The organism is Halomonas sp. AOP25-F1-15 (assembly GCF_052378675.1).
GTDB lineage: Bacteria > Pseudomonadota > Gammaproteobacteria > Pseudomonadales > Halomonadaceae > Vreelandella > Vreelandella casei.
Genome location: NZ_JBQSXV010000003.1, coordinates 48,080 through 70,331, shown reverse-complemented (window position 1 = coordinate 70,331; position 22,252 = coordinate 48,080). Strand labels below are relative to the sequence as shown.

The window sequence follows — 22,252 nt, the reverse complement described above, 5'->3', positions numbered from 1 at the left end:
AAGCATCTCTCTTAGAGAAATATGACCGCGAATATCAGGTTCGCTCGCCGTTACAATTAGGCAAATGGGCATGGCTCATCACGTTAATGGGCGTGTCACTTACCTGCTTCCATCTCTACACCGCTTACTTCGGTACGCTACCCTCACAGCAGCAGGGTGCCGTTCACTTGGGCATGGCGCTAGGGATGATATTTATTATCTTTCCGGCTACCCGCGGTGCTGGCCCTCGCCAGGGCGTTCCTTGGTACGATATTGTGTTGGCCTTCACGGCAACGTTCGCTGCCTATTATAAAATTATCTTTTATGAAGAAGTGCTGCGTGCCCGTATTACCGGCTACTCTACGTTTGATCTCATTATTGCCGTACTCGGGGTGCTGTTTGTTCTAGAAGCCACTCGCCGTACAGTGGGTATGCCCATCGTGATCATGGCAGCCTTAGCCATTGCTTATGCGCTGTTTGGGAATCTAATTCCCAGCCCCTTGCTGTCTCATCCAGGCTTTTCGCTTGAGCAAGTCTCACCCTATTTATGGTTTAGAGAAAGTGGCGTGTTTGGTACGCCCTTGCAAATATCGGCGCGCTTTATCTTCCTGTTTTTGTTCTTCGGCGTTGTGCTTATGCACACCGGCGTTGGCCGTTTCTTTAATGATTTAGCCTTTGCCGTTACGGGCCGCTTTACCGGCGGTGCGGGCAAGGCGGCGGTTATGGCAAGCTCTTTACAGGGTATGATTTCAGGCAGTTCTATCGGTAATACCGTGGCCTCTGGCTCGTTCACCATTCCTATGATGAAAAATGCGCGCTTCAAGCCTGAAGTGGCTGGTGCCATTGAAGCTTCCGCATCTACGGGCGGGCAGATTATGCCACCACTGATGGGGGCGGCCGCGTTTATCATGGTGGAATACGTGGGCGTCTCTTATCGCGAGATCATGTTCGCCGCGCTTATCCCTGCGATTCTTTATTTCGCCAGTATTTTTATTGGCGTCCATTTTGAAGCTAAGCGCCATCGTATTCTGGGCCTTCCTAAAGACCAACTGCCTAGCAAACGTAAACTGCTGCTGGAAAAAGGCTACATGCTGCTGCCGCTGCTGGTCATCATTGCTACGATCAGCGTCGGATTCACGGCTCAGCGTGCCGCCCTTTTGGGGATCGCCTGTGCCTTTGCCGTAAGTTTGGTGCGTAAAGAGACTCGCCCATCGCTCAAAGACATACTCAATATTTTTGAGCAAGGTGCTCGGGTAGCCTTGCCCGTCATTGCGGCAGTGGCCTGTGCGGGCATTATTGCGGGCGTTGTCGGCATGACCGGTATGGGCTCGAAATTTGCTTCCGGTATCATTAGCCTGGCTGATGGCGTGTTAATACTGGCACTACTGTTCACAATGATTGCCTGCATTGTGCTGGGCATGGGATTGCCAACAACCGCCAACTATGTGGTAACAGCGACGATTGCCGCACCAGCGCTGATCAATGAATTCGGTCTGCCGCCGATGGCCGTTCATCTGTTTGTATTCTATTTCGGCATTATTGCCGATATTACGCCGCCCGTTTGCCTAGCCGCCTTTGCCGGTGCCGGTATCGCCCAGGCGAATCCGATGAAAACCGGCTTTACCGCGGTTAAGCTGGCCATTGGCGCCTTCATTATTCCTTATGCGTTTATTTACAATCCGATGCTGGTAATGGTCGACCCCACTCCTCTGGGATTAATCACCGCGCTGGGGTTCTCGCTGCTGGGGATTATGGGCGTGAGCAGCGCATTGCTCGGCTACTTTGTGCGTGACTCTCACTTCTGGGAGCGCTTGGTAATCTTGGCAGCAGGACTTGCTATGGTTGTTCCTGAGCTACTGACCAGCGGGCTGGGCTTGATAGCCATGGCGGCAGTTGGCTGGTGGCAGTCGCGCCGCCCGGATGCTTTTCAGGACGCGAAGCCGCACGCCTCATGAGCTATGATCAACCTATTACATCACTCCGGTGCTCAGGCACCGGGGCGATTCATAGGTTTTCAGGAGCTCCTCGCTTGGCATCACGTAATCTTCCTTCAACCGCCGCCATGCAGTGTTTTGAGGCTGCGGCGCGTCATATGAGTTTTACCCGGGCAGCCGATGAGCTGAGCCTGACGCAAAGTGCGGTAAGCAAGCAGGTCGCGCATCTTGAGTCGATCTTGCAACATAAGCTGTTTCGTCGGGTTAGACGCAGCCTTCTGCTCACGCCAGAAGGCGCTATCTTTCTGAGCGACGTACGCAAAGTGCTTGCACAGCTTGAGATGTCGACCCATACCATCATGACCTACAGTGGCAATAGTGAGGTACTCAAAGTCGCCACGCTGCCAAGCTTTGGCAGCCGCTGGCTAGCCGATAAGCTGCCGGCCTTTTTAGCCGCGAACCCGGGTATTAGTTTGGAGTTTCATGACCGCGTGGAGGACTTTGATTTAGAGCAGCAAGATATCGATATCGCGCTGTTTTACGGTCACGGCAGCTGGCCTAATCTTGCCTGCCATAAACTGGTAGATGAAGAGATGGTCGCCGTTGCCGCGCCTACTCTTCTGGCGCAGCATCCCGTTGAGGCTGCCAACGACTTAGCTCAACTGCCGCTACTGCACCTTTCCACTCGCCCTGATGCCTGGCACCACTGGTTTGCCGGTCAGGAGATTGCGACTGACCGCAGCTATCACGGCACCCGCTTTGAAACTTTCCCGATGCTGGTGCGTACCGCCATGGCCGGCGGCGGTGTCGCGTTGGTTCCACACTTTGTCGTTGATGAAGAGCTGGCCGCCAACCGGCTTATGCTGGCCTGGCCGCATCGTTTGCATAGCGAAAGCGCGTATTATTTGGTCTATCCCGAGCACTTAGGCGAGCTGGCTAAAGTTCGCCGTTTTGTCGAGTATATAACAGCAAATACCAGCGTTAATCCAGGCGCTTGCGAATCCACTCGATAAACACACGCACCTTATAAAGCTCGACCATATGTTCTGGATACGCCATATAGTAGGCATCTTTGCTCTTTAGCAAGAACGGCCAAGGGATCACCAACTTTCCTTCATCAATCTCTTCCTGGGCTAAGAATTGTGGCACTAGCGCCACGCCGCAGCCAGCGCGGGCAGCACACAGCGCCATATAAAACGTATCAAACCGCGGCCCGTGATAACTGTGCTCGGTATATAGCGATTGCGCGTCAAACCATTCGTGCCATGCCTCGGGCCGGGTGGATACCTGTAATAACACTAAATCAGCCAATGCTAGGGGGGTATCCATCCTTTGCTGTTTAAGCATCGAAGGGGCACAAACCGGCACCAACTTCTCATCCAATAGTTTAAGGCACTCTGCTCTCGGCCATACTCCGTGACCAAAAAAGAACGCTATCTCAATACGCTCTTTTTGCATATCAAACGGCTCTGCTCGGTTCGAAATATTCAGATTGATAGAGGGGTGTTTATGGCGAAACCCATTCAAACGAGGAATCAGCCAGCGCGCACCAAAAGTTGGCAGGGTTGCCACATTGAGTACATCTGACTCCACGCCGTAAGACTGCATGTAGCGTGTTGACATCTCCACCTGCGCAAGAATTTTGCGCGCTTCACCTAAATATACAGCCCCTTCCGGCGTTAAATGCAGACGCTTTCTTACCCGACGAAATAAGGGGTGTAACAAGGTCGTTTCAAGCTGAGCGACCTGCTTACTCACGGCACTTTGCGTTAGGCTCAGCTCATCCGCTGCACGGGTAAAACTCAGATGCCTTGCGGCTGCCTCAAAACAATGCAAAGCCGTTAAGGATGGTAGATGGTTGCGACGCATATTAACCCCACTTGATGAAAAAAAAGAATGATGTTTGTCTCAATCATCGTTTGAACGTTTACCCAATGCCTAGCAATACTGACTCCACATCAAGACAATTCAAAACATAATACGAGGTGGAAGAATGATTCATTCTCTAATGGAAAAAATGGGCGTAGCAAGTGACCTGTATCAAGGCGGTGATCTTGTAGTAACTACGCCGATAGATAGCAGTGAAATCGGACGCCTTAAGGTCGCTTCACAAAGCGAGGTAGACACAGCAATTGCCAACGCGGAAAAAGCCTTTCTTACTTGGAAAAGCATCCCTGCTCCACGTCGCGGCGAATTAGTTCGTTTATTTGGCGACCAACTACGCCAGCACAAAGAGACACTGGGTGAATTAGTGACTTGGGAGTGCGGCAAGATATTGCAAGAAGGGCTTGGCGAAGTGCAGGAAATGATCGATATTTGCGATCTGGCCGTTGGTCAGTCACGTCAGCTGTTCGGTCTGACTATCGCTTCCGAGCGTCCAGGCCACCACATGCGCGAAAGCTGGCATCCTCTAGGTCCTATTGGGCTGATTACAGCCTTCAACTTCCCGGTAGCTCCTTGGGCATGGAATGCGGCCCTCGCTCTGGTATGCGGTAACAGCCTGCTGTGGAAACCGTCAGAAAAAACTCCGTTAACCGCCTTGGCCTGCCAAGCACTGCTGGATCGTGCCATTGAGCAGTTTGGCGATGAGGCCCCCGAGCATTTAAGCCAAGTGATTATTGGCGAGCGCGCGATGGGCGAGCAGTTGGTTAATGATTCACGTGTTGCTCTTATTAGCGCCACTGGCAGCACACGCATGGGCCGGGAAGTGGGCCCCAAAGTGGCTGCGCGTTTTGGTCGTAGCATTCTTGAGCTGGGCGGTAATAACGCGATGATACTCGCGCCAAGCGCAGACCTAGATATGGCGACTCGCGCGATTCTATTCTCGGCAGTGGGCACTGCTGGCCAGCGCTGTACCACTCTGCGCCGCCTGGTTGTGCACGAATCCATTAAGGATGAAGTGCTGTCCCGCTTGAAGAAATCCTATAGCGCAGTGACTATTGGAAATCCGCTGGAAGGCAATCTGGTCGGGCCGCTGATTGATCATCAAGCCTTTGATGCCATGCAGAGTGTGCTGGCCAAAGCACGAGAGCATGGGGCTGAGGTGTTTGGTGGCGATCGCGTCAACATCCCAAGTAACGATGGGGGCTACTACGTTACCCCAGCGATCGTTGAGATGACCGAGCAAAACTCGCTGGTAAAGCATGAGACCTTTGCCCCCATTCTCTATGTGCTCACCTACAAAGATCTGAATGAGGCTATTGCCACGAATAACGATGTCCCTCAAGGCTTATCATCGTGCATTTTTACTACCGATTTACGCGAAGCTGAAACCTTTGTATCAGCGACAGGCAGTGACTGCGGCATCGCTAACGTCAACATCGGCCCTAGCGGTGCTGAGATTGGCGGTGCGTTTGGCGGCGAGAAGGAAACCGGTGGTGGTCGCGAGTCCGGCTCCGACGTTTGGAAGAGCTATATGCGTCGCCAAACTAACACCGTGAACTATTCTCGTGAACTCCCATTGGCCCAAGGCATTAAGTTCGACTAACCCTTCCTCGTATCAGGGCCCTTACCTGCAGGGCCCTTGCTAAAATCATAAAAAAAAGAAGGTGATTTATGCGTGACGATGTCCAAATCGGCCCGACGCCGGGCCTCGCGATGGCGCTATTACCACTTCTGGCTACTACCGCCATTCTTATTGTGCAGTTTTTTATTTTTTCTGACTTTACTCCCCATATTCCATTGGCTTTCGGCATTATGATTTGTGCCTTATGTGCGCGTATACGGGGCGTCCCCTGGGGAAAAATGGAAGCCTCCATGCTGGAGGTGGTCAAGTTAGGAATGCCAGCTATTTTTATTCTATTAGCGGTCGGCATGGTAATTGGAACATGGATCCTATCCGGCACTGTGCCCACACTAATGTATTACGGTTTTCAGTTGGTTTCGCCCTCCTATTTTCTCGTAGCGACATGTGTCATTAGTTCTCTGGTATCGCTCGCCACAGGCACTTCTTGGGGCACGCCCTTTATTCGTCTTGCTGTGGGCGCTAACCGGCCGTCTCATTCCTCGTAAATCCCCCGAGGCCATGGCTGAAAAATCACCCTATACGCCTCAAACCAACGACTCCTCCCAACCTACTTCATAGCCATACAAGGTCGGCCTATGGCCGGCCTGCGCTTCTTTTCAGGAGATACTATAAGATGCAAACGACCCTCTCCGAGCGCTGCCTTTGGCTGCAAACGAGCGCGGAAGTCCCTGTACACTATCCTGCGTTAGCGAACCAGGAAGAGACCGAGGTCTGTGTTGTTGGTGGCGGTATTACGGGCCTGTCCACCGCGTTACATTTGGCCGAAAAAGGCATCAAGGTAATTTTGCTGGAGGCGGGAGATATCCCCACGGGTGGCTCAGGCCGCAATGTTGGCCTGGTTAATGCCGGGCTTTGGATTCCACCCGACGACATCGTGGCCGCGCTAGGTGAAGAAAAAGGTGAACGCGTTAATACTATTTTGGGCGGCGCCCCATCAAAAGTATTCGACATTATTGAGCGCTATGCCATTGAATGCGATGCAACGCGTACAGGCACCCTGCACCTTGGCCATAACACCAAAGGCTGCCAAGAGCTCGCACGCCGCTGCGACCAGTTACAAAACCGTGGGGCACCGGTGACCTTATTGGAAGGCGAAGCATGCGAGCGGATGACGGGAACCTCTCAGATACATACCGCGCTGCTTGATAAGCGCGCGGGCACTATCAACCCCTGCACCTATACGCGTGGTCTCGCGCGTGCGGCAGCAAATCTTGGGGCTATTCTCTACTGCCAAAGCCCAGTAACAGGCATCGAACGACAGGAAGACCGCTGGCGCGTGTTAACTCACAACGGCAGCGTGATCGCGAACAAAGTAGTAATGGCGACCAATGCGTATACAGAAGACGACTGGAATCACGTTCGACAACACTTTTTTACCGGCCATTATTATCAATTGGCATCAGAACCCCTTACCGGTGAAGCCGCCGATGCGATACTGCCAGAGGAGCAAGGCGCCTGGGATACTCGGACGGTGCTTAGCAGCATTCGTCGAGATAAGGCGGGGCGCTTACTGTTGGGCAGTCTGGGTAAAGGTGAAGGCAAGCCGCTGGCTTACTTAACTCGCTGGGCCGATATTATAAAAAATCATTACTTCCCTGGGCTTGGCAACGTTCGCTGGGAATACACCTGGACCGGCAAGATCGCTTTCACACCGGATCACACCTTACGTATTTTCGAACCAGCCCCAGGCATATTGTCAGCCACTGGCTATAACGGGCGCGGCATTACTACCGGCACGGTGGTCGGTCAAGGTTTTGCCCATTATATTGCAAACGAGGATGACAGCCTGCTGCCTCTTCCGTTGTCACAGCCCAAGCCTATCAAAGCACGCTCACTGTGGAGCTGCGCCTATGAGAGTGGTTTCTCACTGTATCATGCGGGTCAGTGTCTACGGGTGCTTATCTAATAACGCTGTTAATCATCAATAGACTTTAAATAAAAACGTGCGCTACAAGTCCATCGCAAGCGCACGTTTGTATAATTTAAATTACTGCCTAAAAAAATTTATTTAAAACAAATAACATGCAGCATAATCCTGTGCTGCATATTGATTATAAACGATGAAATAGCCCTTTAAACTTGCCAACACCTTCGCTTTAAAAGCGTTTTCGCGCCCTGCATAGAGCGATTGCTCAGCTGTTGACTGGGTATCCAGCGCCTCTTAAAATTTTGACTATCAGTCTCCAACTGGCTATTTAATGACACTCTCACATAAACTAATAATAATTTTTTTCTAACATCTCCGCTCTATACCGACTAAATCACAACTAACTTAATTGGATTAAAAAATTAACAAAACAAGCCAATTGATGCAGGCCCCGGCAGCCTGCATCAATACCATTTCACACCAAATCACTACCACTACATATCAATTCTTCATATCTTGGCTTCGTTCATATAGCTAGGTAGAAAGGTTGCAAGCTCAGGAAGGACAATCAGCAATAGCGCCATAAAAACCATAATTAAAAACATTGGAGCGGCTGCTTTGGCAATAAAGCTGAGGCTATGATTTGTTAGGCCTTTCATTACAAACAGATTAAAGCCCACGGGTGGAGTAATCTGAGCCATTTCTACCATGACTAGCACAAATATACCGAACCAAATCAAGTCGATGCCTGCATCGTTCAGCATGGGAGTGACTACAGCCATGGTCAGCACTACGGCTGAAATACCATCCAGGAAGCATCCCAACACAATATAAACAACCATTAATGCCATCAGAAGCATAAAAGGCGTTAGATCGAGTGTGCCCACCCATTCAGCCAAACCTCTAGGTAACCCCGTGTATCCCATTGCTAGGGTTAGAAACGAAGCCCCAGCCAAAATAAGTGCAATCATGCAAGAGGTTTTAGCGGCTCCAATTAGGCTTTCCAACAGCGAGGAAAAGGTCAGGCTGCGTTGTATTGCCGCAAGTAACAAAGCGCCGACAACCCCGAGAGCGGCTGCTTCGGTTGCAGTAGCAAGACCGGAGTACATCGAACCAATCACGATAAGTATCAGTAACGCAACTGGTATCAGTAAACGCGACTCATAGAGACGCTGCTTCATTGTCATGGCTGGTTCTTGGTCAATATTAGGCTTTTTCAGGATTCCCCATGCAGCGACATACCCCATAAATAACATGGCCAGTATCAGACCGGGGAGTATGCCCGCGATAAATAGTATGGGTATAGATTGATTGGTAATCACGCCATAGACGATCATAGTTAGCGAGGGTGGAATCATAAGGCCTAGGGTAGAAGCACCGGCCAGAGTCCCCACACTCATGAAATCCGAATAGCCACGCTTTTTAAGCTCCGGCAAAGACATCTTGCCTACCGTCGTCAGGGTGGCAGCAGAAGAGCCGGAGACCGCTGCAAACAGCGTACAACCAATGACATTAGTATGCATTAGCCCACCCGGCAGCCAGCTAAGCCAAGGGCTCAGTCCGCGAAAAAGGCTTTCGGAAAGCCGCGTGCGGTACAGAATTTCGCCCATCCAGATAAATAGAGGGAGAGCCGTTAGCGTCCAGCTCGTCGAAGATGTCCACAGTGTGCTGTACATTGAGGCCCCGATAGGACGGCCAGTGAAAAATGCGATGCATAGGATGGCCACCCCAACCAAGGATAGGGCCACCCAGACACCTGAACCCAGCAGAAGGAAAAGGATAAACAGCAGCGCAACGGCCAGTTCGGTGAAATCCATCATAGACTCCTCATGGGATGGGTTTCTTGGTGGTTGGCGCCCGCGGAACGAAACAGCGTGGCCAGTGTACGCACGAAATGGTCAAGAATTGAAATCGTGAATGCTGTAGAACCGATTGCGAGCAGCGACTGTGGGATCCAAAGCGCCGTCGCATCCTGTCCTGATGAGACGTCACCAAACCGGTAGGACCAGTAGGCCGCGTCGAAAGCGTGCCACGTGATAAAACCAGCAATGCCGCTTGCGATTAACAGGCACCACAGCTCGCCAATGGGGCGAAAGCGTCCGAGTCGTTCCACTAGGAGACCAACACGGATATGACCGCCTTCGTGAAAGGTATACGCCGCAGCAAGGAATGTGCTGGCACCCATCAGGTAGCCAGCGTAATTTGTGGCGCCAGGCAGAGTCGTGCCACTCCAACGCAGCACCACCTGAGCGACAATCACTAACAGCATGATAAAAATGCATAGCGCGGCAAGATAGCTGAAGACGCGATAGAGCGTTTCCAGGCATCTGGCTGCACGAGAAGAGAAGGTGTTCATAGGAGCAGCCCCTAGTTCAACCAGCTAAGCGAAGTCCCCCATTCTTCGGAATGAGGACGTGAATCATACCGTTATTGCATGGCACGATATTCCTCTACCAATTGCCGGCCTTGCGGGCCCGCCTTCTCTAGCCACTCCTCCTGCATAACTTCACCAATACGGCTAAATTCCGCTTGCAGGTCTGCGTTGGGTTGGTTGATCGCAACACCCTTATCATCCAGTCGGCTCTTGAGCTCATCGGTGAGCTCTCTGGCCTGCTCTTCGCCGCGCTGCTCGGCTTCTATGGCAATGGCCAGAACATCTTGTTTCATTTCCTCGTCAAGAGCTTCCCAGCGATCCTTGTTGACGAAGACGTGGCTAAGCACGAGCCACGCCTTGGCATCGTAGAAGTGAGGGAGATAATCCCATAGCTGGTGGTTGTAGACGGGGTCGCCGGAAGAGATCAGTGATTGCACCATGCCGGTAGCAGCAGCCTGTGAAAGCTCGGCTTCTTCGATCAAGGTTGGCGTCATGCCCATCAGTTCGGCAAAGCGCGCCGTCGCTGTATTATAAGCCCGGAAATTAAGCCCCTCTGCATCCTCGGACGATTCGATCTCGCGGTCAAAAAAGATGCCTTGAGGAGGCCAAGGAATGTGGTAGAGCAGTTGAAGATTCTGCTCCGCCATCAACTCGTCCAGTGCCGGCTTAGTCACTTCCCAGAGCTGTGCGGACTCTTCGAAGGAATTTGCCAAGAAAGGCACTGAGTCGATACCATAAAGAATATTCTCGTTCTGATGGGCGGAAAGTACGTGAACACCCATCTGAGCCTGATCACGCTGGACAGCGCGTTTGATCTGATCGCCAGGAAATAGCGATCCACTCGGGTGAACGCGTATATCTAACTCCCCATTGGTGACTTCGCGTACTTGATCGGCAAACCAGCTTACGTTCTCGGTGATGTAATTGTCCGCCGGCTGCGGGGAAGGTAAATCCCAGACTTCGGCGTAGGCAATGCCGCTGGCTGCTAGAGATAACGTCGTAATAGCAGCAGTCTTGTGAAGTATATGGACCATGCTGTTAGTCTCCCTTGTTCTAGTTGTAGGAACGGCAGTTAGGGCTTTTCTCTTGTCGTTATTGTTCATTTTTTCCTCTGGATCACGTTTAGTGAAGACGCCGACTATCCCAGGCTTCATGTAGGGTCTTGGGTAGGCAATGTTTGACGATGCGGTGGCTGGGAGTTCGCTCGAACTCTTCCACGACAGCAAGGTACCTAGGGCACTGGTAGGAGGCTAAACGCTCGTTCAGCCATAGATGAAGTTCACGAGGCTTGATGTCACAACCAGCCTTCGGTTTCAGGAAAAGCTTGATTTCCTGTTCACCAATCTCAGCAGCAACTCCTATCATCGCGCACTCCTCAACATCGGGGTGCTGCTGAGCGACCGACTCCACCTCCCAAGCCGAGACATTCTCACCTCGGCAGCGCACGCTATCGGTGATACGTCCAAGAAAGTAGAGAAACCCGTCCTCATCGAGCCAGCCGCGATCGCCAGTTTGCAGCATGCCTTTCGTTAGCGTCTTCTCAGTAGCCTCAGCATTGTGGAAGTAACCATCGAACAGCACACCTGGCTGCGTTTCACGAACCACGATCTGGCCCGGCTCGCCTGTCGCTAGCAGACCTCCTCTATCATCGTGAATAGAGACGTCCAGCCAGGGAACGACATGGCCCACTGACCCTGGCTTTCCTACCGCATTGAAGGTGGTTAGGCTTGAGGCTTCCGTCATTCCGTAGCACTCACGGATCTCGAAGCCGAAACGACTCTGGAGGGTCGACCAGATGTCGCTTGGACATCCCCCACCCCAGGCGATACGTACATTGTGGGTGGACTCTAGTTTACTAGGCGGCTGCTTCAGCAGGATCTGCAGAACTCCACCCAGATAATGAATATGAGTCGCACCGCTTGCATGAACCTGCTCCCAGAAACGACTAGCGCTGAAGCGCTCGGTCAGGCTGAGTCGCACCTCGAAGACCAGCGGCAGCAACAACATTTGGGCGCCGCCGATGTGATAGAAGGGCTCCCACTGGAAGAAGATGTCGTCCGGCTTGATCGAGCAGAGCAGCTCAACGCTCTTCAGGGCATATGCCATCATCGCATGCGTAACGCGTACTCCCTTTGGCTTTCCCGTCGTGCCGGAGGTGTACATTAAGGCGTATGGTTCCCACATGGCAGGCGCCGGTGCGTCCAGTCTTTCTCTGCCTTCCAAGTGCTTTGATACTGTGTCTTTAGCGCCTCCTAGCAGCAATGTCTTGCCCGTAAAGGCCGCCCCGCTATCGACAACAATAGGCCAAAGATCAGCATCGATGAACAGGGCCGCCGGGGCGCAATGCTCGATAATATATTTCAAGCCATTGCCGCGTTGACGGGCATTGACCGGCACCCAAATGATGCCTGCTTTGGCCAGGGCGAACAGGATGGCTATGGCCTCCGGTCCGTTTTTCATCATAACCGCGGCACGCTCGCCAGGATGAATGCCCAGCTCTCGGCGTAGGTGGGCGGCGAGAGCCTCGGCCTGACGATCGAGCTCTCCAAATGTCAAGGGACGTTGATCGAAGTGCCCGAATAAGCGTTCCGGCTCACGCGTTGCGATATCGCGCAGCGCGAGAATAAAACTGGGATCGTTGAGGTTGAATATCATAGCAATCCGAATGCCCTTTGCGTCTCACGCGTCACGTCGCTCCAGCGACAGTTGTCCAACCTATGTCTTCTACCGTCTCAACGCTTGAGGAAGAGTTCCATCATGCGTGCTGGCTCTCCCGAGGCGTAGGCCTCCCCCTGGATGCGAACCCCCGCCTCGAGACAGTCGCGGAAACCGGGCTCGGTGATCTCTTGAAAACGCTGACGATCCAGGCGCATTGCAACAGGGGGCTTGTCGGCGAGCTCTTCACCCAACGCCAGCGCTTCAGTCAGAACCTGATCGGCTGCAACCACCCGGTTGATCAAGCCAAGGGCGTGAGACTCCTCGGCATTCATCAAACGACCGCTTAGGGTCAGGTCGATGGTTCGAGCTAGCCCCAGGTGTTCGCGCATGATCCAGGGGCCGGTGGTGCTAGCGATTCCCGAATTAATTTCAGGTTGCCCCATACGGACGCCGACATGGGCGATGCGGAAGTCGCACAGTAGGGCTACTTGAAAGGCCGAACCAGCCGCAACTCCGTTGAGGGCAGCAATGATAGGCTTAGGGCTGCTACGCAGCTTGTCGTAGAGCATCTCCCACTCGCCAACCCAGCTTTTAGCCCGTTCGGCGTCGAAGGAACGGGTCTCGTTGAGGTCTTGACCGGCACTGAAGGCTCGCTCGCCCGCCCCAATCAACACGATAGCGCCGAGCGAATCATCTTTTGTTAACTCCTCAAGTGCGGCGATAAGTTGTTGACGCATTTCACTATGCCAAGCGTTAAGAACTTTTGGACGATTCAAAGTGATGACACCTACGCGACCTTGCTTGCTGGTGAGGATATGTTCAGACATGATTATCTCTCTATTTGCGCTTTGATTGATTGTAATGCGATCAAAGTGATCAACATACAATCAATATAGTCGAAATGTGCTCATTGTAAAGCTAACAAATATACAAGAATGATTTTATTCCGCAGATACCAGTCAATTAAAAGGTGAAAAATTGAACGAAAAGAAAAAGGTGGACCATTTAATGGTCAAGAGCGTGGTTAAAGCGTTTCGGATTCTCGAGGTTTTCGATGCAGAGCATCCAGCAATGAGCATCAAGAACCTCGCAGAACGCTGTAACATGGACAGAAGCGCAGCTCAGCGCTTTGTGCACACTTTGATGCAGCTTGGCTACTTGCAGCGCAACGAGGAAACACAGCTGATCGAACCGAGCGTGCGCACACTGGATATCGCCGCGCATTACCTGCATGCGCATCCACTGGTTGATAAGGTTCGTCCCTACTTGCTGAACCTGAGTAAAGAAACAGAAGGCTCAGTCAGTCTAACGATTTTGGATGGACAGGATGTGGTGTATCTATCTCGCCTGCTGAGCCGTAACATGCTCGATACCGATATCACGATCGGATCGCGTCTTCCGGCTTTTTGCACGGCACCAGGGCTGGCAATGCTATCGCAGTTAGATGAAAAAGATGCCCTTACTCTATTGGAGCAAACTCAGCGAAAGGCTTATACGCCGAATACCATCTACGAACTGCCTGCGATAATGGAGCGCTTGGAAAGATTTCGGCGCCAAGGATATGCAATATCAGTAGAGGAATATTTTCTATCCGATATATCAATTTCAGTGCCTATATTAGATCGACATAACCAACCACGTGCAGCTGTCAGTATCTCAATGTCTCGAGCACGGAGCATGCCTGACGAGCTGGAACAGAATTTATCGGATTTATTAATAGCAACAGCAAGGCAGATATCCAGACTGTAACATTAACTTATAATTCAGATGATTAGATGCTCTATCAGACACTATCGATAATATGTTATTGCCTGATTATTTTATGTGCGCCAAAAATCAATCTGGGCCCACTTTCTAATCTTTATGGATTAAAATCGCTGGTAGCACATATCTGTGCCACCAGCTTTCAGGATTGAAACGAGCACGTCATCTTATAAACTTGCCAACACCTTCGCTTTAGAAGTGTTTTCCCGCTCGGCATAAAGCGCCAGTTCGTCCGTCACCGGCGCCCCTAATGCTTCTTCAAACGCCTCTCGATTGGCGTTGCCAGCATAGGCATCGCTGGCGTTGCCGCCCAAATTAGATTGGAAAATACCCGCCGCGCTGACCGGTAAAAAGTCTTCATAGGTAATGGGCTGCGCCTCAACCAAACCCTGTGCTATCAGGGCATCCATATCGCTACTGGTATTGCCTGTAGCGACTTTTCCAGCATCGGTGAGATGATAGTGGAAGTAGGCGAGTCCTTCGCGGCGCATCGCTTCATCGCTGTCAGGCAGCGCTGTAAATACTTTATCCATCACCGCTTGGTGGGCATCGTTATCTAACCCTGCCGTCTGCTTACGGCCTTCATTTAACAGCTGATCGTAAAGCGCCCGGCCTTTAGGTGTGAGCGCCATGCCTCGCTGCTCGATCTCGCCAAATCGCGCGGTATGCGTACCCTGAGCATCCCCGGCAAAGCGAATAGATTCTTCTAATGCTTTAAAACTCGTTTGGCGCAGCAAGATGGGGCTTTCACGACGCGGCGGGCCTTCGATCACGGCCTTGGGATTCATGCCGACGCTCGGCATACGGCGCTGAGCTTCGTCAATATCCAGGGTACGCGGCGTTAAATGGTTGATGTGCGGGCCACGAAAACACACTACATCGGCAATCAGGCGGTGTTCAGCGCTCAGCGCCTGATAGGTGTCTAGGTCTACCGTGGCATCCTGGTGCCAGCGGAACGTTTCTAGGGCTTCGTTAACAAACTGATCGGCCTCGTCGCTGGTTAATCCGCCTTGCGTCTCAAAGCGCTGGATCAAATCGCGCGCTTTAGGTGTGAAAATATCCCGCTTAGCCAGAATCTCTTCAGCACGCTGGCGCAGCGCCTCGCTTTCAATAAGCTCTAGGCGCAGCAGTGAAGTAAACACGCGGAAAGGATTACACGCCAGCGCCTCATCTTCGATAGGGCGAAAAGCCGTCGAGTGCACCGGCACGCCCGCTGCGGACAAATCGTAATAGCCGACCGGGTGCATGCCCATCACCGCAAACAGGCGGCGCAGCATGGATAACTCATCGGCGGAACCTACGCGAATTGCCCCGTGGCGCTCTACGCTCAGTCGCGCCAGCTCTCCTTGGGCTTCCAAGCGGCGGCGCAGCTCAGGCTGCTGGCTCAGCGTCTCTTGGTTAACCTGCTCCACCAGTTCCAACAGCGTGCCGTACTGGGGCACTTCCGTTTGATACATCGCCGACATAGCCGTGGAGAAACGGTCGCGCACGTCATTGGTGGCTAAAAAAGGGGTATGGGTCATTTCACGGCTCTCTATGTGTATTGTTACGGTGAAAAGGGAGTGCTCGCCTTCAGTTGCGCCAACAGCGCTTGAAGGGGGTGCTGCAATATATGATCTGAAAACCGTTTTACCTGGCTACGACAGAAGTACCCGGTGGCCAGCACAGTGCGGCTGGCATCGTCAGGGGCAATTTCGCCGTCGAAGCCGCGTATTCTGAGGGCTTGTAAAAAGCGCGCGTGTAACGCACTAATACGTTCACCGGCTTCTGCTGCAATCATGCACTTAGCGTTTCCAGCGCTTGCTCAATAAGATCTAGGCCTTCTTTTAAGATTTCCGGCTCCGTGGTGAGGGGCGGCAATAAGCGCAGAATATTGCGTTTTCGCCCGCTCGGCATCAGCAGAATACCGGCCTTGCGTCCTGCTGCTAACAGCGCCGCCAGATGCTCAGCTCCGCTGGCATTTGGCGTATCGTTAAAGACGATGCCACGCATGGAACCAACACCGGTCATGGCGCCCAGCATAGGAAAGCGCTCGCTTGATTGCCATGCTTGGTAGGCCTCAACCATCAGCGTTTCTTGACGTGCACCCCACTCGGCCAAAGTCGCTTCTTGCATAACGTCCATCACGGCCAGTGCCGCTGCACATGCCACAGCGTTACCGGAGTATGTTCCTCCCAAAGCGCCTTTGGGTAAGGCATCCATCAATTCGGCCCGCCCTACGACAGCGGCCAGCGGCAGCCCAGAGGCGATGCTTTTACCTATTAAGATAAGATCCGGCTCAACGCCCACATGCGTGAAACCAAAGCGTTTACCGCTACGCCCAAAACCAGACTGAATTTCATCGAAAATCAATAAGATGTTGTGCTGATTACAAATATCGCGCATGGCTTGAGCAAACTGCGGGCAGAGCAAACGGAAACCGCCCTCGCCTTGAATCGGCTCAACAATGATGCAGGCCACTTCATCGGCAGGTATTTCAACCTCGAATATGCGCTCCAGCGCGGCCAGCGACTGCTCGGCAGTTACACCGCTATCGCGACTCGGAAACGGCAGGTGATAGACAGGGCCAGGCAAGGCGCCAAGTCCTGATTTATAAGGTTTAACCTTACCGTTCAGGTTCAAAGCAGCCAGCGTACGGCCATGGAAAGCGTCATCAAAGGCAATAACCGCCTGTCGACCGGTAACGCCTCGGGCAACTTTTAATGCGTTTTCAGTAGCTTCTGCACCGCTATTGGTTAGCATGCAGGAAAGTGGGTACGAAACCGGGACAAACTGATTTAAGGCTTCCGCTACCGCTAAATAGCCACGATGAGGCACGGCATTAAATGCAGAGTGCATTAACGTTTCTACTTGATGCTTAACGGCATCAACCACGGCCGGATGGCTATGACCAAGGTTAAGCACGCCAATGCCACCGATAAAATCGATATAGCGCATACCGGACTCATCCCAAACCTCAGCATTAAGTCCGCGAGCAATACAAATAGGATGTAACACGCCCAACGCGGCACTTACATGGGGAAGATCCATCGCCGTTGCTTCTCTCTGTCATTCAAGGGTTAATGCCCTTATCAAAGCAAATTCAAACGGTAGATCACAAACGAAAAAAAACGCTCAATGCATGCCAAATTGGAATGCATGACGAATTAAGTGACTCTCGCTGAAGCGTTCAAAGCCAACAGTCGAGGCAAAGGAATGAATAGTCGCGCTTACGCAACGCAGCGAGGCCGCCCGTAGGCGGCCTCGCTGAGGGTTAAGATGACAGCGGCTTAGGTTTCACCCACATCATCATGATCAGGCTTTTCATGCTCAAACGTTTCAGGGGCTGATTGAAGGCTGCGAGGGTCAAACCGATCATCCGACGTGGAGAGATCACCGGCTTTAGGCTGCCCTGCGGGGCTACCATCAATCGTAAAGGCTTGCTGCATAACCCGTAAGTTCGCGGGCGGCGCAGAGCCGGTTTTGTCTTGCCCGAAGTAAAGCGTCGTATGCGGGAACGGAATCTCGATACCCGCCTCATCAAAGCGCAGCTTGACCAAACGGTTGTAAGCACGGCCAACGCCCCACTGATCGCCCGGCGTGGTCTTAATCACCACACGGATGTTCACGGAGCTATCTGCCAAGGCGACGACACCTGCCACCGTCATATCGGCCAACAGTTTATGACTATGCTCTTCGCTGGCTTTGAGATCTTCAAAGGCAAGTTTGAGCTGCTCAATGGCGCCGTCAATGCTTTCACGATACGCAATGCCGTACTCGCCAACGTGATTACCAAACTCACGCATATAGTTAGAGACGGTGTCGACACTTGAGAACGGCACAATGTGATACGTACCAGAGAGATCGCGGATCCCTACAGAGCGGATGCTAAGCTTTTCAGCGGTACCGGTAACGCCACCCACGGTGACGACATCGCCGGTATTCATCGCGTTTTCGATCTGGATAAACACGCCCGTAATCACGTCTTGAACGAGCTTCTGGGCGCCAAAGCCAATCGCTAAACCGAGCACACCGGCACCGGCAATCAGCGGGCCAATGTTGATGCCAATTTCCGACAACACAATCATGCCGGTAATGGTCACCATCGCAATGGCCAGTGCATTACGGAACAGGCTGAGCAGCGTTTTCGCCCGTGCAGAAGGCTCACCCATGCCCGTTTCCGGGTTAAGTTTGTGCTCAATCAAGCTTGCCAAGCACAGCCAAACTATAAGTGAAACAATCAAAATAACGGCAACGCCGGTTAGGTTGCCGACTAAGTTCGCGCCGCGCTCAGAGGCGTACCAAGCGGCTAAATTAAAGGCGCCCCAGGCATTTAGCACCAGCATGATGACCACGACCAAAATGATCGTGCGCAGCACGCGCAGCGCATTAGGCACATAGCTATTTAGCCGCGTTTCAAGCAGCGGCAGCTTACGACGCAGATCGTCTGACAGCGTGATGCGGCGGCCAATCGTCTGCGTAAGGAAAGTTGATACCAATAGCCCGATCACAACGGCCGCTAACGTCTTCAGCGTGGCGAACATAACAAACGGCAACGCATCGCCAGGGCGAGTTAACGTCAGTACAAACACCATCAGGAAGTAAAACAGTGCGAATAGATGCCAGGTGCGTGCAAACAGCTGCAGTGAGACGCGGCTGGCCGTCATCGTTGTTCTCGATGCGGTCGCGTTAAGGTTATTACGCACGCGCACACGGTTTTTAAACACAAAGCCGACGGCGTAAATGAACGCCATTAACATGATCAGCGTACCGACTGCCTGACCAAGCGACGCGGCCAGATAGAAGTTCACCAGCGGCACCACGACCATAAGACCGTAACCAACCATGCCAATCAAGCGTGCCAGCCAACGGTTCCAGTAGGATGCTTCCTGGGCCGAAATAGGCAGCAGGCGCAGCCCTTCATAGCGCGAAGAGAACAACATCCGCACCGCGGCTTTAAGTAATTCGATAATTAAGAAAGCATTTAAAAACAGCGAAGCGCGGGTGGAAAGTTCACCGGTTTCACCTACCGCAAAAGTGGCCAACAAATTGCCACCCACATAGGCAAGGGCAATCAGCAGCACATCGATAACTGCGGCAATCACCACGCAGCCAATTAAGCGCAATACGGGTGTTAAGTTGCTGCCGTTGAGCGACAAACCGCTTATCTTAGTAAATAGAGGCTTCGCTAACCGCCTGAAAATCATAAACATTACAAATGTAGCGACAATCACGATGCCCAGATTGATCGCTGCACTTGTGAAGGACGCCAAATCAAAGACGCTATCGGCCCCTTGCCCCGTGAACAGGTCTCCTAAGATACTTCCCACTTGCTCAAACTGCCCACCCACATCACTCACCACACGGCTAGTGAGTTCAGCCAACTGCCGCGGTAGGGATACATCTTCCGGCGCCAGCTGGCTGCCTTCTGCGGCGGCTTCAGGCGATAGTTCAGCGGCAATATCAGCGGGCAGCGCTGAGGCTTGATTGCGCAGCATATCAATCAGCTCTTGTCGCGACTGCTCATTCTCTAAGAGACCCGCCAATGCCTCGTAGGAGGCAGGCTCTGCCTGCGCAGATGACGCTGAACTATCGGCATTGGCCGATTCACTAGGCGTGCTCTGTGCCATTGCTGGCGTGGCCATTAAGGCAATCATTGCCAGCAGCCAGACACCTAGCCAGGGTAATAAACGAAGTGGCTTCACACCTTAACCTCCTTTTGGGTGAGTATTCTTTTCAATCTAACGGCTGCTGTGTGTTACGCAACCGATATTACCGACACTGACAACTCAGCCGACTATAAAGCTGTACAGGGTAACACGACTTGATTAACAAGGTGTTTCACTGACAGTACGGTGCCAGCCATTGATTCGCCAATAGCAGCACCAGTGCGTAACGAGCGCCTTTGGCAACCACAATCCACGCTAATGCCCGCCACCAGGGCAGCCGAAACACGCCGGCGAGAACAGTAAGCGGATCACCGATAATCGGTGCCCATGACACCAGTAGACTCATTTCACCGAACCGATGATACCAACCCTGGGCGCGGGCCAGGCTACGTGGCGATGCCGGAAACCAGCGGCGGTCTTGAAAACGGCGAGCATAGCGCCCCACCGCAACGTTGATCATGCTGCCCAGCGTATTGCCCGCCGTAGCCACGAACCACAGCGCCAGCGGCGGCTCACCCACGCACCAAAGCCGTGCTAGCCACACCTCAGACCCACCGGGTAACAGCGTAGCACTCACCAAAGCGACAAAAAATAGGCTCAGCATCGTGGTGTAACCATAGCCTCGGCATGCCTAAGCTAGCGCGGCACTTGCCCGCCCAGCTGCTGGGTAATTTCATCGGCGGTTTGCCGAACCAGCTCGCCCAAGGTCAGCAAACGCGCTTCGGGAATCCTTGCCATCGGGCCTGAAACGGATATCGCCGCCATCGGTGTGCCGTGCTCATCAAACACACAGGCAGCCACGCAGTGCAGGCCAATGGCATGCTCCTCACGGTCACAGGCAAAGCCCTGAGCGCGAATTTTCGCCACCTCGGCTTGCAGCGTGTCGGGCTGATAGAGCGTATTCGTCGTCACTCGTACAAGCTCGCCTTGTTCCAGCAGCTGCAGGCGCTCGTCATCAGGCATCCACGCCAGCAGCGCTTTACCCACACCCGAGGCGTGCAGCGGCGCACGGGAGCCCAGACGAGTAATCATGCGCATCATCTGAGGCGACTCGTGCTGGGCAAGAAAGACAGCCGTTGCCCCATCGCGAATGCCCAAGTTAGCGGTTTCGGCCGTTTCGGCCGTTAGCCGACGCAGAAATGGACGGCTGGTCGCCACCACGTCGCGCGCTTCCAGAAAGCTGTTGCCGATACGGAAAGTTTTGACATCGATTCGCCACAGACCTTGCTCATTCTCTTGCGTCACAAAGCCTTGGCTTTGTAGCGCCTGTAGCAGCCGATGGGTGGTTGAAGGCGCCAACTCGGCCATCTCTGCTACTTCTGACAGCGCTAAGCCTAGCGGGCTAGCCGCGAGATGTTCCATCAGCGTTAAGCCACGTACCAGCGACTGGCTATGGCCGCCGCTGGCTTTGGCGGTACTCGCCGGACGACCGACCGTCCTGCGTTTGGCTTCACTCACCGGGCTCTCTCCTAAAAGGCTCTCTTAAAAACGACTTTAAAAGACTATCTTAAAAGCGCCTTTCCTGAAGACGCCGTCCCTGAAAACAGCATTTCTGACAATACCGTTCCTGAAAATAGTATTTCTAAACATACTATTTCTAAAAATAAACAGGGCATCAGGATAACGTGCCAATGCGACCGCTGTCGCGTTTACGGAAACGAATTCCACTAAAGCAGCAGCGTAACGTTAACGATGCTGCCATTGCGGTGGCCGCTTGCCGATAAACGCATCAATGCCTTCGCCCACATCCTCGGCCAGCATATTGCAGGCCATTGTTTCACCCGCAAACGCGTAAGCCTCATCAAGCGGCATGGCAAGCTGGCGAGCAAACATTGCTTTGCCGGCACGCACCGCCACGGCGCTTTTAGCACAGATGCTCGTGGTCAATGTCGCAAGAACTTCATCCAACGCGTCATCTTCGGCCATTCGGTTAATCAGCCCCCACTCGGCCGCCTGCTCGGCGCTGATAAACTCGCCGGTGAGCAGCATTTCCATGGCGCGCTTACGCGCCACGTTGCGTGACAGAGCCACAGCGGGCGTAGAACAAAATAGCCCCACACTAATGCCCGACACGGCAAAACGAGCGCTGCGCGCAGCGACCGCCAAATCGCAGCTGGCCACCAGTTGGCAGCCAGCGGCAGTGGCAATGCCCTGGACCTTAGCAACCACCGGCACAGGCAGGTTAACAATGGCCTGCATTACCTCGCTACAGCGGGTAAACAGCGCTTGGTAGTAAGCTTTAGTGGGGTTGGCGCGCATCTGCTTTAAATCATGCCCGGCACAAAAGGCTTTGCCTTCTGCGGCGATCACAACACAGCGTACGCTGCTATCGTCGGCAATCTCGGCTAACGCGTGCTGAAAGGCTTGCAGCATGGCTTCAGAGAGCGCATTAAAACGCTCAGGCGCGCGCATGGTTAGCGTTGTGACGCCTAGATGGTCGCTGCGTTGCAGAAGGGAGGCAGAGGCACCTGCAGACGATGAACCGGTAGAGATGATGGGCAT

At 53.0% G+C, this 22,252-nt stretch carries 19 protein-coding genes; 6 read left to right on the top strand and 13 right to left on the bottom strand.

The annotated features are described in order from the left end of the window. Nucleotides 1-77: 77 nt before the first annotated feature. Nucleotides 78-1,934, top strand: coding sequence for a TRAP transporter permease (locus ACT3TF_RS06275; protein WP_444625058.1), 1,857 nt, complete (start codon nucleotides 78-80; stop codon nucleotides 1,932-1,934). Between the two features lie 74 nt (nucleotides 1,935-2,008). After that, on the top strand, nucleotides 2,009-2,926 hold the full coding sequence (locus ACT3TF_RS06270) for a LysR substrate-binding domain-containing protein (protein ID WP_444671807.1): 918 nt from the start codon (nucleotides 2,009-2,011) through the stop codon (nucleotides 2,924-2,926). On the opposite strand, the gene gcvA is transcribed toward ACT3TF_RS06270, so the two are convergent. Further along, a complete protein-coding gene (gene gcvA / locus ACT3TF_RS06265; RefSeq protein ID WP_444671806.1) occupies nucleotides 2,895-3,782 on the bottom strand; it encodes a transcriptional regulator GcvA in 888 nt (295 codons plus the stop codon). The genes ACT3TF_RS06270 and gcvA overlap by 32 nt on opposite strands. A gap of 124 nt (nucleotides 3,783-3,906) precedes the next feature. Here gcvA and amaB point away from each other — a divergent pair, with 124 nt between their 5' ends. The 3 genes from amaB to amaA all read left to right on the top strand — a co-directional run bounded on the left by amaB (nucleotide 3,907) and on the right by amaA (nucleotide 7,345). Beyond that, entirely contained in the window at nucleotides 3,907-5,400 is a 1,494-nt protein-coding gene (amaB, locus tag ACT3TF_RS06260) for an L-piperidine-6-carboxylate dehydrogenase (protein ID WP_444671805.1), read from the top strand. Nucleotides 5,401-5,468: 68 nt separating this feature from the next. Next, nucleotides 5,469-5,924, top strand: a complete 456-nt coding sequence (locus ACT3TF_RS06255; RefSeq protein WP_444671804.1) for a hypothetical protein — start codon at nucleotides 5,469-5,471, stop codon at nucleotides 5,922-5,924. A gap of 128 nt (nucleotides 5,925-6,052) precedes the next feature. Next, nucleotides 6,053-7,345 carry an L-pipecolate oxidase gene (amaA, locus tag ACT3TF_RS06250; RefSeq protein ID WP_444671803.1) on the top strand — a complete coding sequence of 431 codons (1,293 nt, stop codon included), beginning with the start codon at nucleotides 6,053-6,055 and terminating at the stop codon, nucleotides 7,343-7,345. Nucleotides 7,346-7,815: 470 nt separating this feature from the next. Here amaA and ACT3TF_RS06245 read toward each other — a convergent pair whose 3' ends face one another. The 5 genes from ACT3TF_RS06245 to ACT3TF_RS06225 all read right to left on the bottom strand — a co-directional run bounded on the left by ACT3TF_RS06245 (nucleotide 7,816) and on the right by ACT3TF_RS06225 (nucleotide 13,165). Continuing rightward, entirely contained in the window at nucleotides 7,816-9,123 is a 1,308-nt protein-coding gene (locus tag ACT3TF_RS06245; protein WP_444672018.1) for a TRAP transporter large permease, read from the bottom strand. After that, complete coding sequence (locus ACT3TF_RS06240; RefSeq protein WP_444671802.1) at nucleotides 9,123-9,662, bottom strand: TRAP transporter small permease; 540 nt, start codon at nucleotides 9,660-9,662, stop codon at nucleotides 9,123-9,125. Before ACT3TF_RS06240 ends, ACT3TF_RS06245 begins: the two co-directional genes overlap by 1 nt. Nucleotides 9,663-9,733: 71 nt before the next feature. Then, nucleotides 9,734-10,714 carry a TRAP transporter substrate-binding protein gene (locus ACT3TF_RS06235; RefSeq protein ID WP_444671801.1) on the bottom strand — a complete coding sequence of 327 codons (981 nt, stop codon included), beginning with the start codon at nucleotides 10,712-10,714 and terminating at the stop codon, nucleotides 9,734-9,736. An 88-nt stretch (nucleotides 10,715-10,802) separates the two neighbouring features. Continuing rightward, a complete protein-coding gene (locus ACT3TF_RS06230) occupies nucleotides 10,803-12,335 on the bottom strand; it encodes a class I adenylate-forming enzyme family protein (RefSeq protein ID WP_444671800.1) in 1,533 nt (510 codons plus the stop codon). Nucleotides 12,336-12,412: 77 nt separating this feature from the next. Next, nucleotides 12,413-13,165, bottom strand: coding sequence for an enoyl-CoA hydratase/isomerase family protein (locus ACT3TF_RS06225; RefSeq protein ID WP_444671799.1), 753 nt, complete (start codon nucleotides 13,163-13,165; stop codon nucleotides 12,413-12,415). Nucleotides 13,166-13,316: 151 nt separating this feature from the next. Between ACT3TF_RS06225 and ACT3TF_RS06220 the strand changes: the two genes are divergently transcribed. Continuing rightward, nucleotides 13,317-14,087 carry an IclR family transcriptional regulator gene (locus ACT3TF_RS06220; RefSeq protein WP_444671798.1) on the top strand — a complete coding sequence of 257 codons (771 nt, stop codon included), beginning with the start codon at nucleotides 13,317-13,319 and terminating at the stop codon, nucleotides 14,085-14,087. A 182-nt stretch (nucleotides 14,088-14,269) separates the two neighbouring features. On the opposite strand, the gene hglS is transcribed toward ACT3TF_RS06220, so the two are convergent. The 7 genes from hglS to ACT3TF_RS06185 form a co-directional block, all read right to left on the bottom strand. Next, nucleotides 14,270-15,625: a 2-oxoadipate dioxygenase/decarboxylase HglS gene (gene hglS, locus ACT3TF_RS06215; RefSeq protein ID WP_444671797.1), complete on the bottom strand. Its 1,356-nt coding sequence runs from the start codon at nucleotides 15,623-15,625 to the stop codon at nucleotides 14,270-14,272. Nucleotides 15,626-15,648: 23 nt separating this feature from the next. After that, the gene (locus ACT3TF_RS06210) at nucleotides 15,649-15,882 is read right to left on the bottom strand and encodes a hypothetical protein (RefSeq protein WP_444671796.1); all 234 of its coding nucleotides are present in this window, start codon (nucleotides 15,880-15,882) and stop codon (nucleotides 15,649-15,651) included. Next, nucleotides 15,879-17,132, bottom strand: a complete 1,254-nt coding sequence (locus ACT3TF_RS06205) for a 2-aminoadipate transaminase (protein ID WP_444671795.1) — start codon at nucleotides 17,130-17,132, stop codon at nucleotides 15,879-15,881. The genes ACT3TF_RS06210 and ACT3TF_RS06205 overlap by 4 nt, the downstream gene beginning before the upstream one ends. A gap of 239 nt (nucleotides 17,133-17,371) precedes the next feature. Then, entirely contained in the window at nucleotides 17,372-19,786 is a 2,415-nt protein-coding gene (ybiO, locus tag ACT3TF_RS06200) for a mechanosensitive channel protein (protein WP_444671794.1), read from the bottom strand. Between the two features lie 136 nt (nucleotides 19,787-19,922). Continuing rightward, nucleotides 19,923-20,354 carry a YqaA family protein gene (locus ACT3TF_RS06195; protein ID WP_444671793.1) on the bottom strand — a complete coding sequence of 144 codons (432 nt, stop codon included), beginning with the start codon at nucleotides 20,352-20,354 and terminating at the stop codon, nucleotides 19,923-19,925. Between the two features lie 32 nt (nucleotides 20,355-20,386). After that, nucleotides 20,387-21,208, bottom strand: a complete 822-nt coding sequence (locus ACT3TF_RS06190) for an IclR family transcriptional regulator (protein WP_441685448.1) — start codon at nucleotides 21,206-21,208, stop codon at nucleotides 20,387-20,389. A gap of 228 nt (nucleotides 21,209-21,436) precedes the next feature. Beyond that, complete coding sequence (locus ACT3TF_RS06185; RefSeq protein ID WP_444671792.1) at nucleotides 21,437-22,252, bottom strand: enoyl-CoA hydratase; 816 nt, start codon at nucleotides 22,250-22,252, stop codon at nucleotides 21,437-21,439.

What these genes read in the sequence shown, in the direction of transcription:
- ACT3TF_RS06205 (WP_444671795.1), bottom strand. Translation starts at nt 17,132, where the DNA reads ATGGATCTTCCCCATGTAAGTGCCGCGTTGGGCGTGTTACATCCTATT.
- hglS (WP_444671797.1), bottom strand. Translation starts at nt 15,625, where the DNA reads ATGACCCATACCCCTTTTTTAGCCACCAATGACGTGCGCGACCGTTTC.
- amaB (WP_444671805.1), top strand. Translation starts at nt 3,907, where the DNA reads ATGATTCATTCTCTAATGGAAAAAATGGGCGTAGCAAGTGACCTGTAT.
- ACT3TF_RS06240 (WP_444671802.1), bottom strand. Translation starts at nt 9,662, where the DNA reads ATGAACACCTTCTCTTCTCGTGCAGCCAGATGCCTGGAAACGCTCTAT.
- ACT3TF_RS06245 (WP_444672018.1), bottom strand. Translation starts at nt 9,123, where the DNA reads ATGGATTTCACCGAACTGGCCGTTGCGCTGCTGTTTATCCTTTTCCTT.
- gcvA (WP_444671806.1), bottom strand. Translation starts at nt 3,782, where the DNA reads ATGCGTCGCAACCATCTACCATCCTTAACGGCTTTGCATTGTTTTGAG.
- ACT3TF_RS06255 (WP_444671804.1), top strand. Translation starts at nt 5,469, where the DNA reads ATGCGTGACGATGTCCAAATCGGCCCGACGCCGGGCCTCGCGATGGCG.
- ACT3TF_RS06230 (WP_444671800.1), bottom strand. Translation starts at nt 12,335, where the DNA reads ATGATATTCAACCTCAACGATCCCAGTTTTATTCTCGCGCTGCGCGAT.
- ACT3TF_RS06195 (WP_444671793.1), bottom strand. Translation starts at nt 20,354, where the DNA reads ATGCTGAGCCTATTTTTTGTCGCTTTGGTGAGTGCTACGCTGTTACCC.
- ACT3TF_RS06225 (WP_444671799.1), bottom strand. Translation starts at nt 13,165, where the DNA reads ATGTCTGAACATATCCTCACCAGCAAGCAAGGTCGCGTAGGTGTCATC.
- amaA (WP_444671803.1), top strand. Translation starts at nt 6,053, where the DNA reads ATGCAAACGACCCTCTCCGAGCGCTGCCTTTGGCTGCAAACGAGCGCG.
- ACT3TF_RS06185 (WP_444671792.1), bottom strand. Translation starts at nt 22,252, where the DNA reads ATGCCCATCATCTCTACCGGTTCATCGTCTGCAGGTGCCTCTGCCTCC.
- ACT3TF_RS06210 (WP_444671796.1), bottom strand. Translation starts at nt 15,882, where the DNA reads ATGATTGCAGCAGAAGCCGGTGAACGTATTAGTGCGTTACACGCGCGC.
- ACT3TF_RS06235 (WP_444671801.1), bottom strand. Translation starts at nt 10,714, where the DNA reads ATGGTCCATATACTTCACAAGACTGCTGCTATTACGACGTTATCTCTA.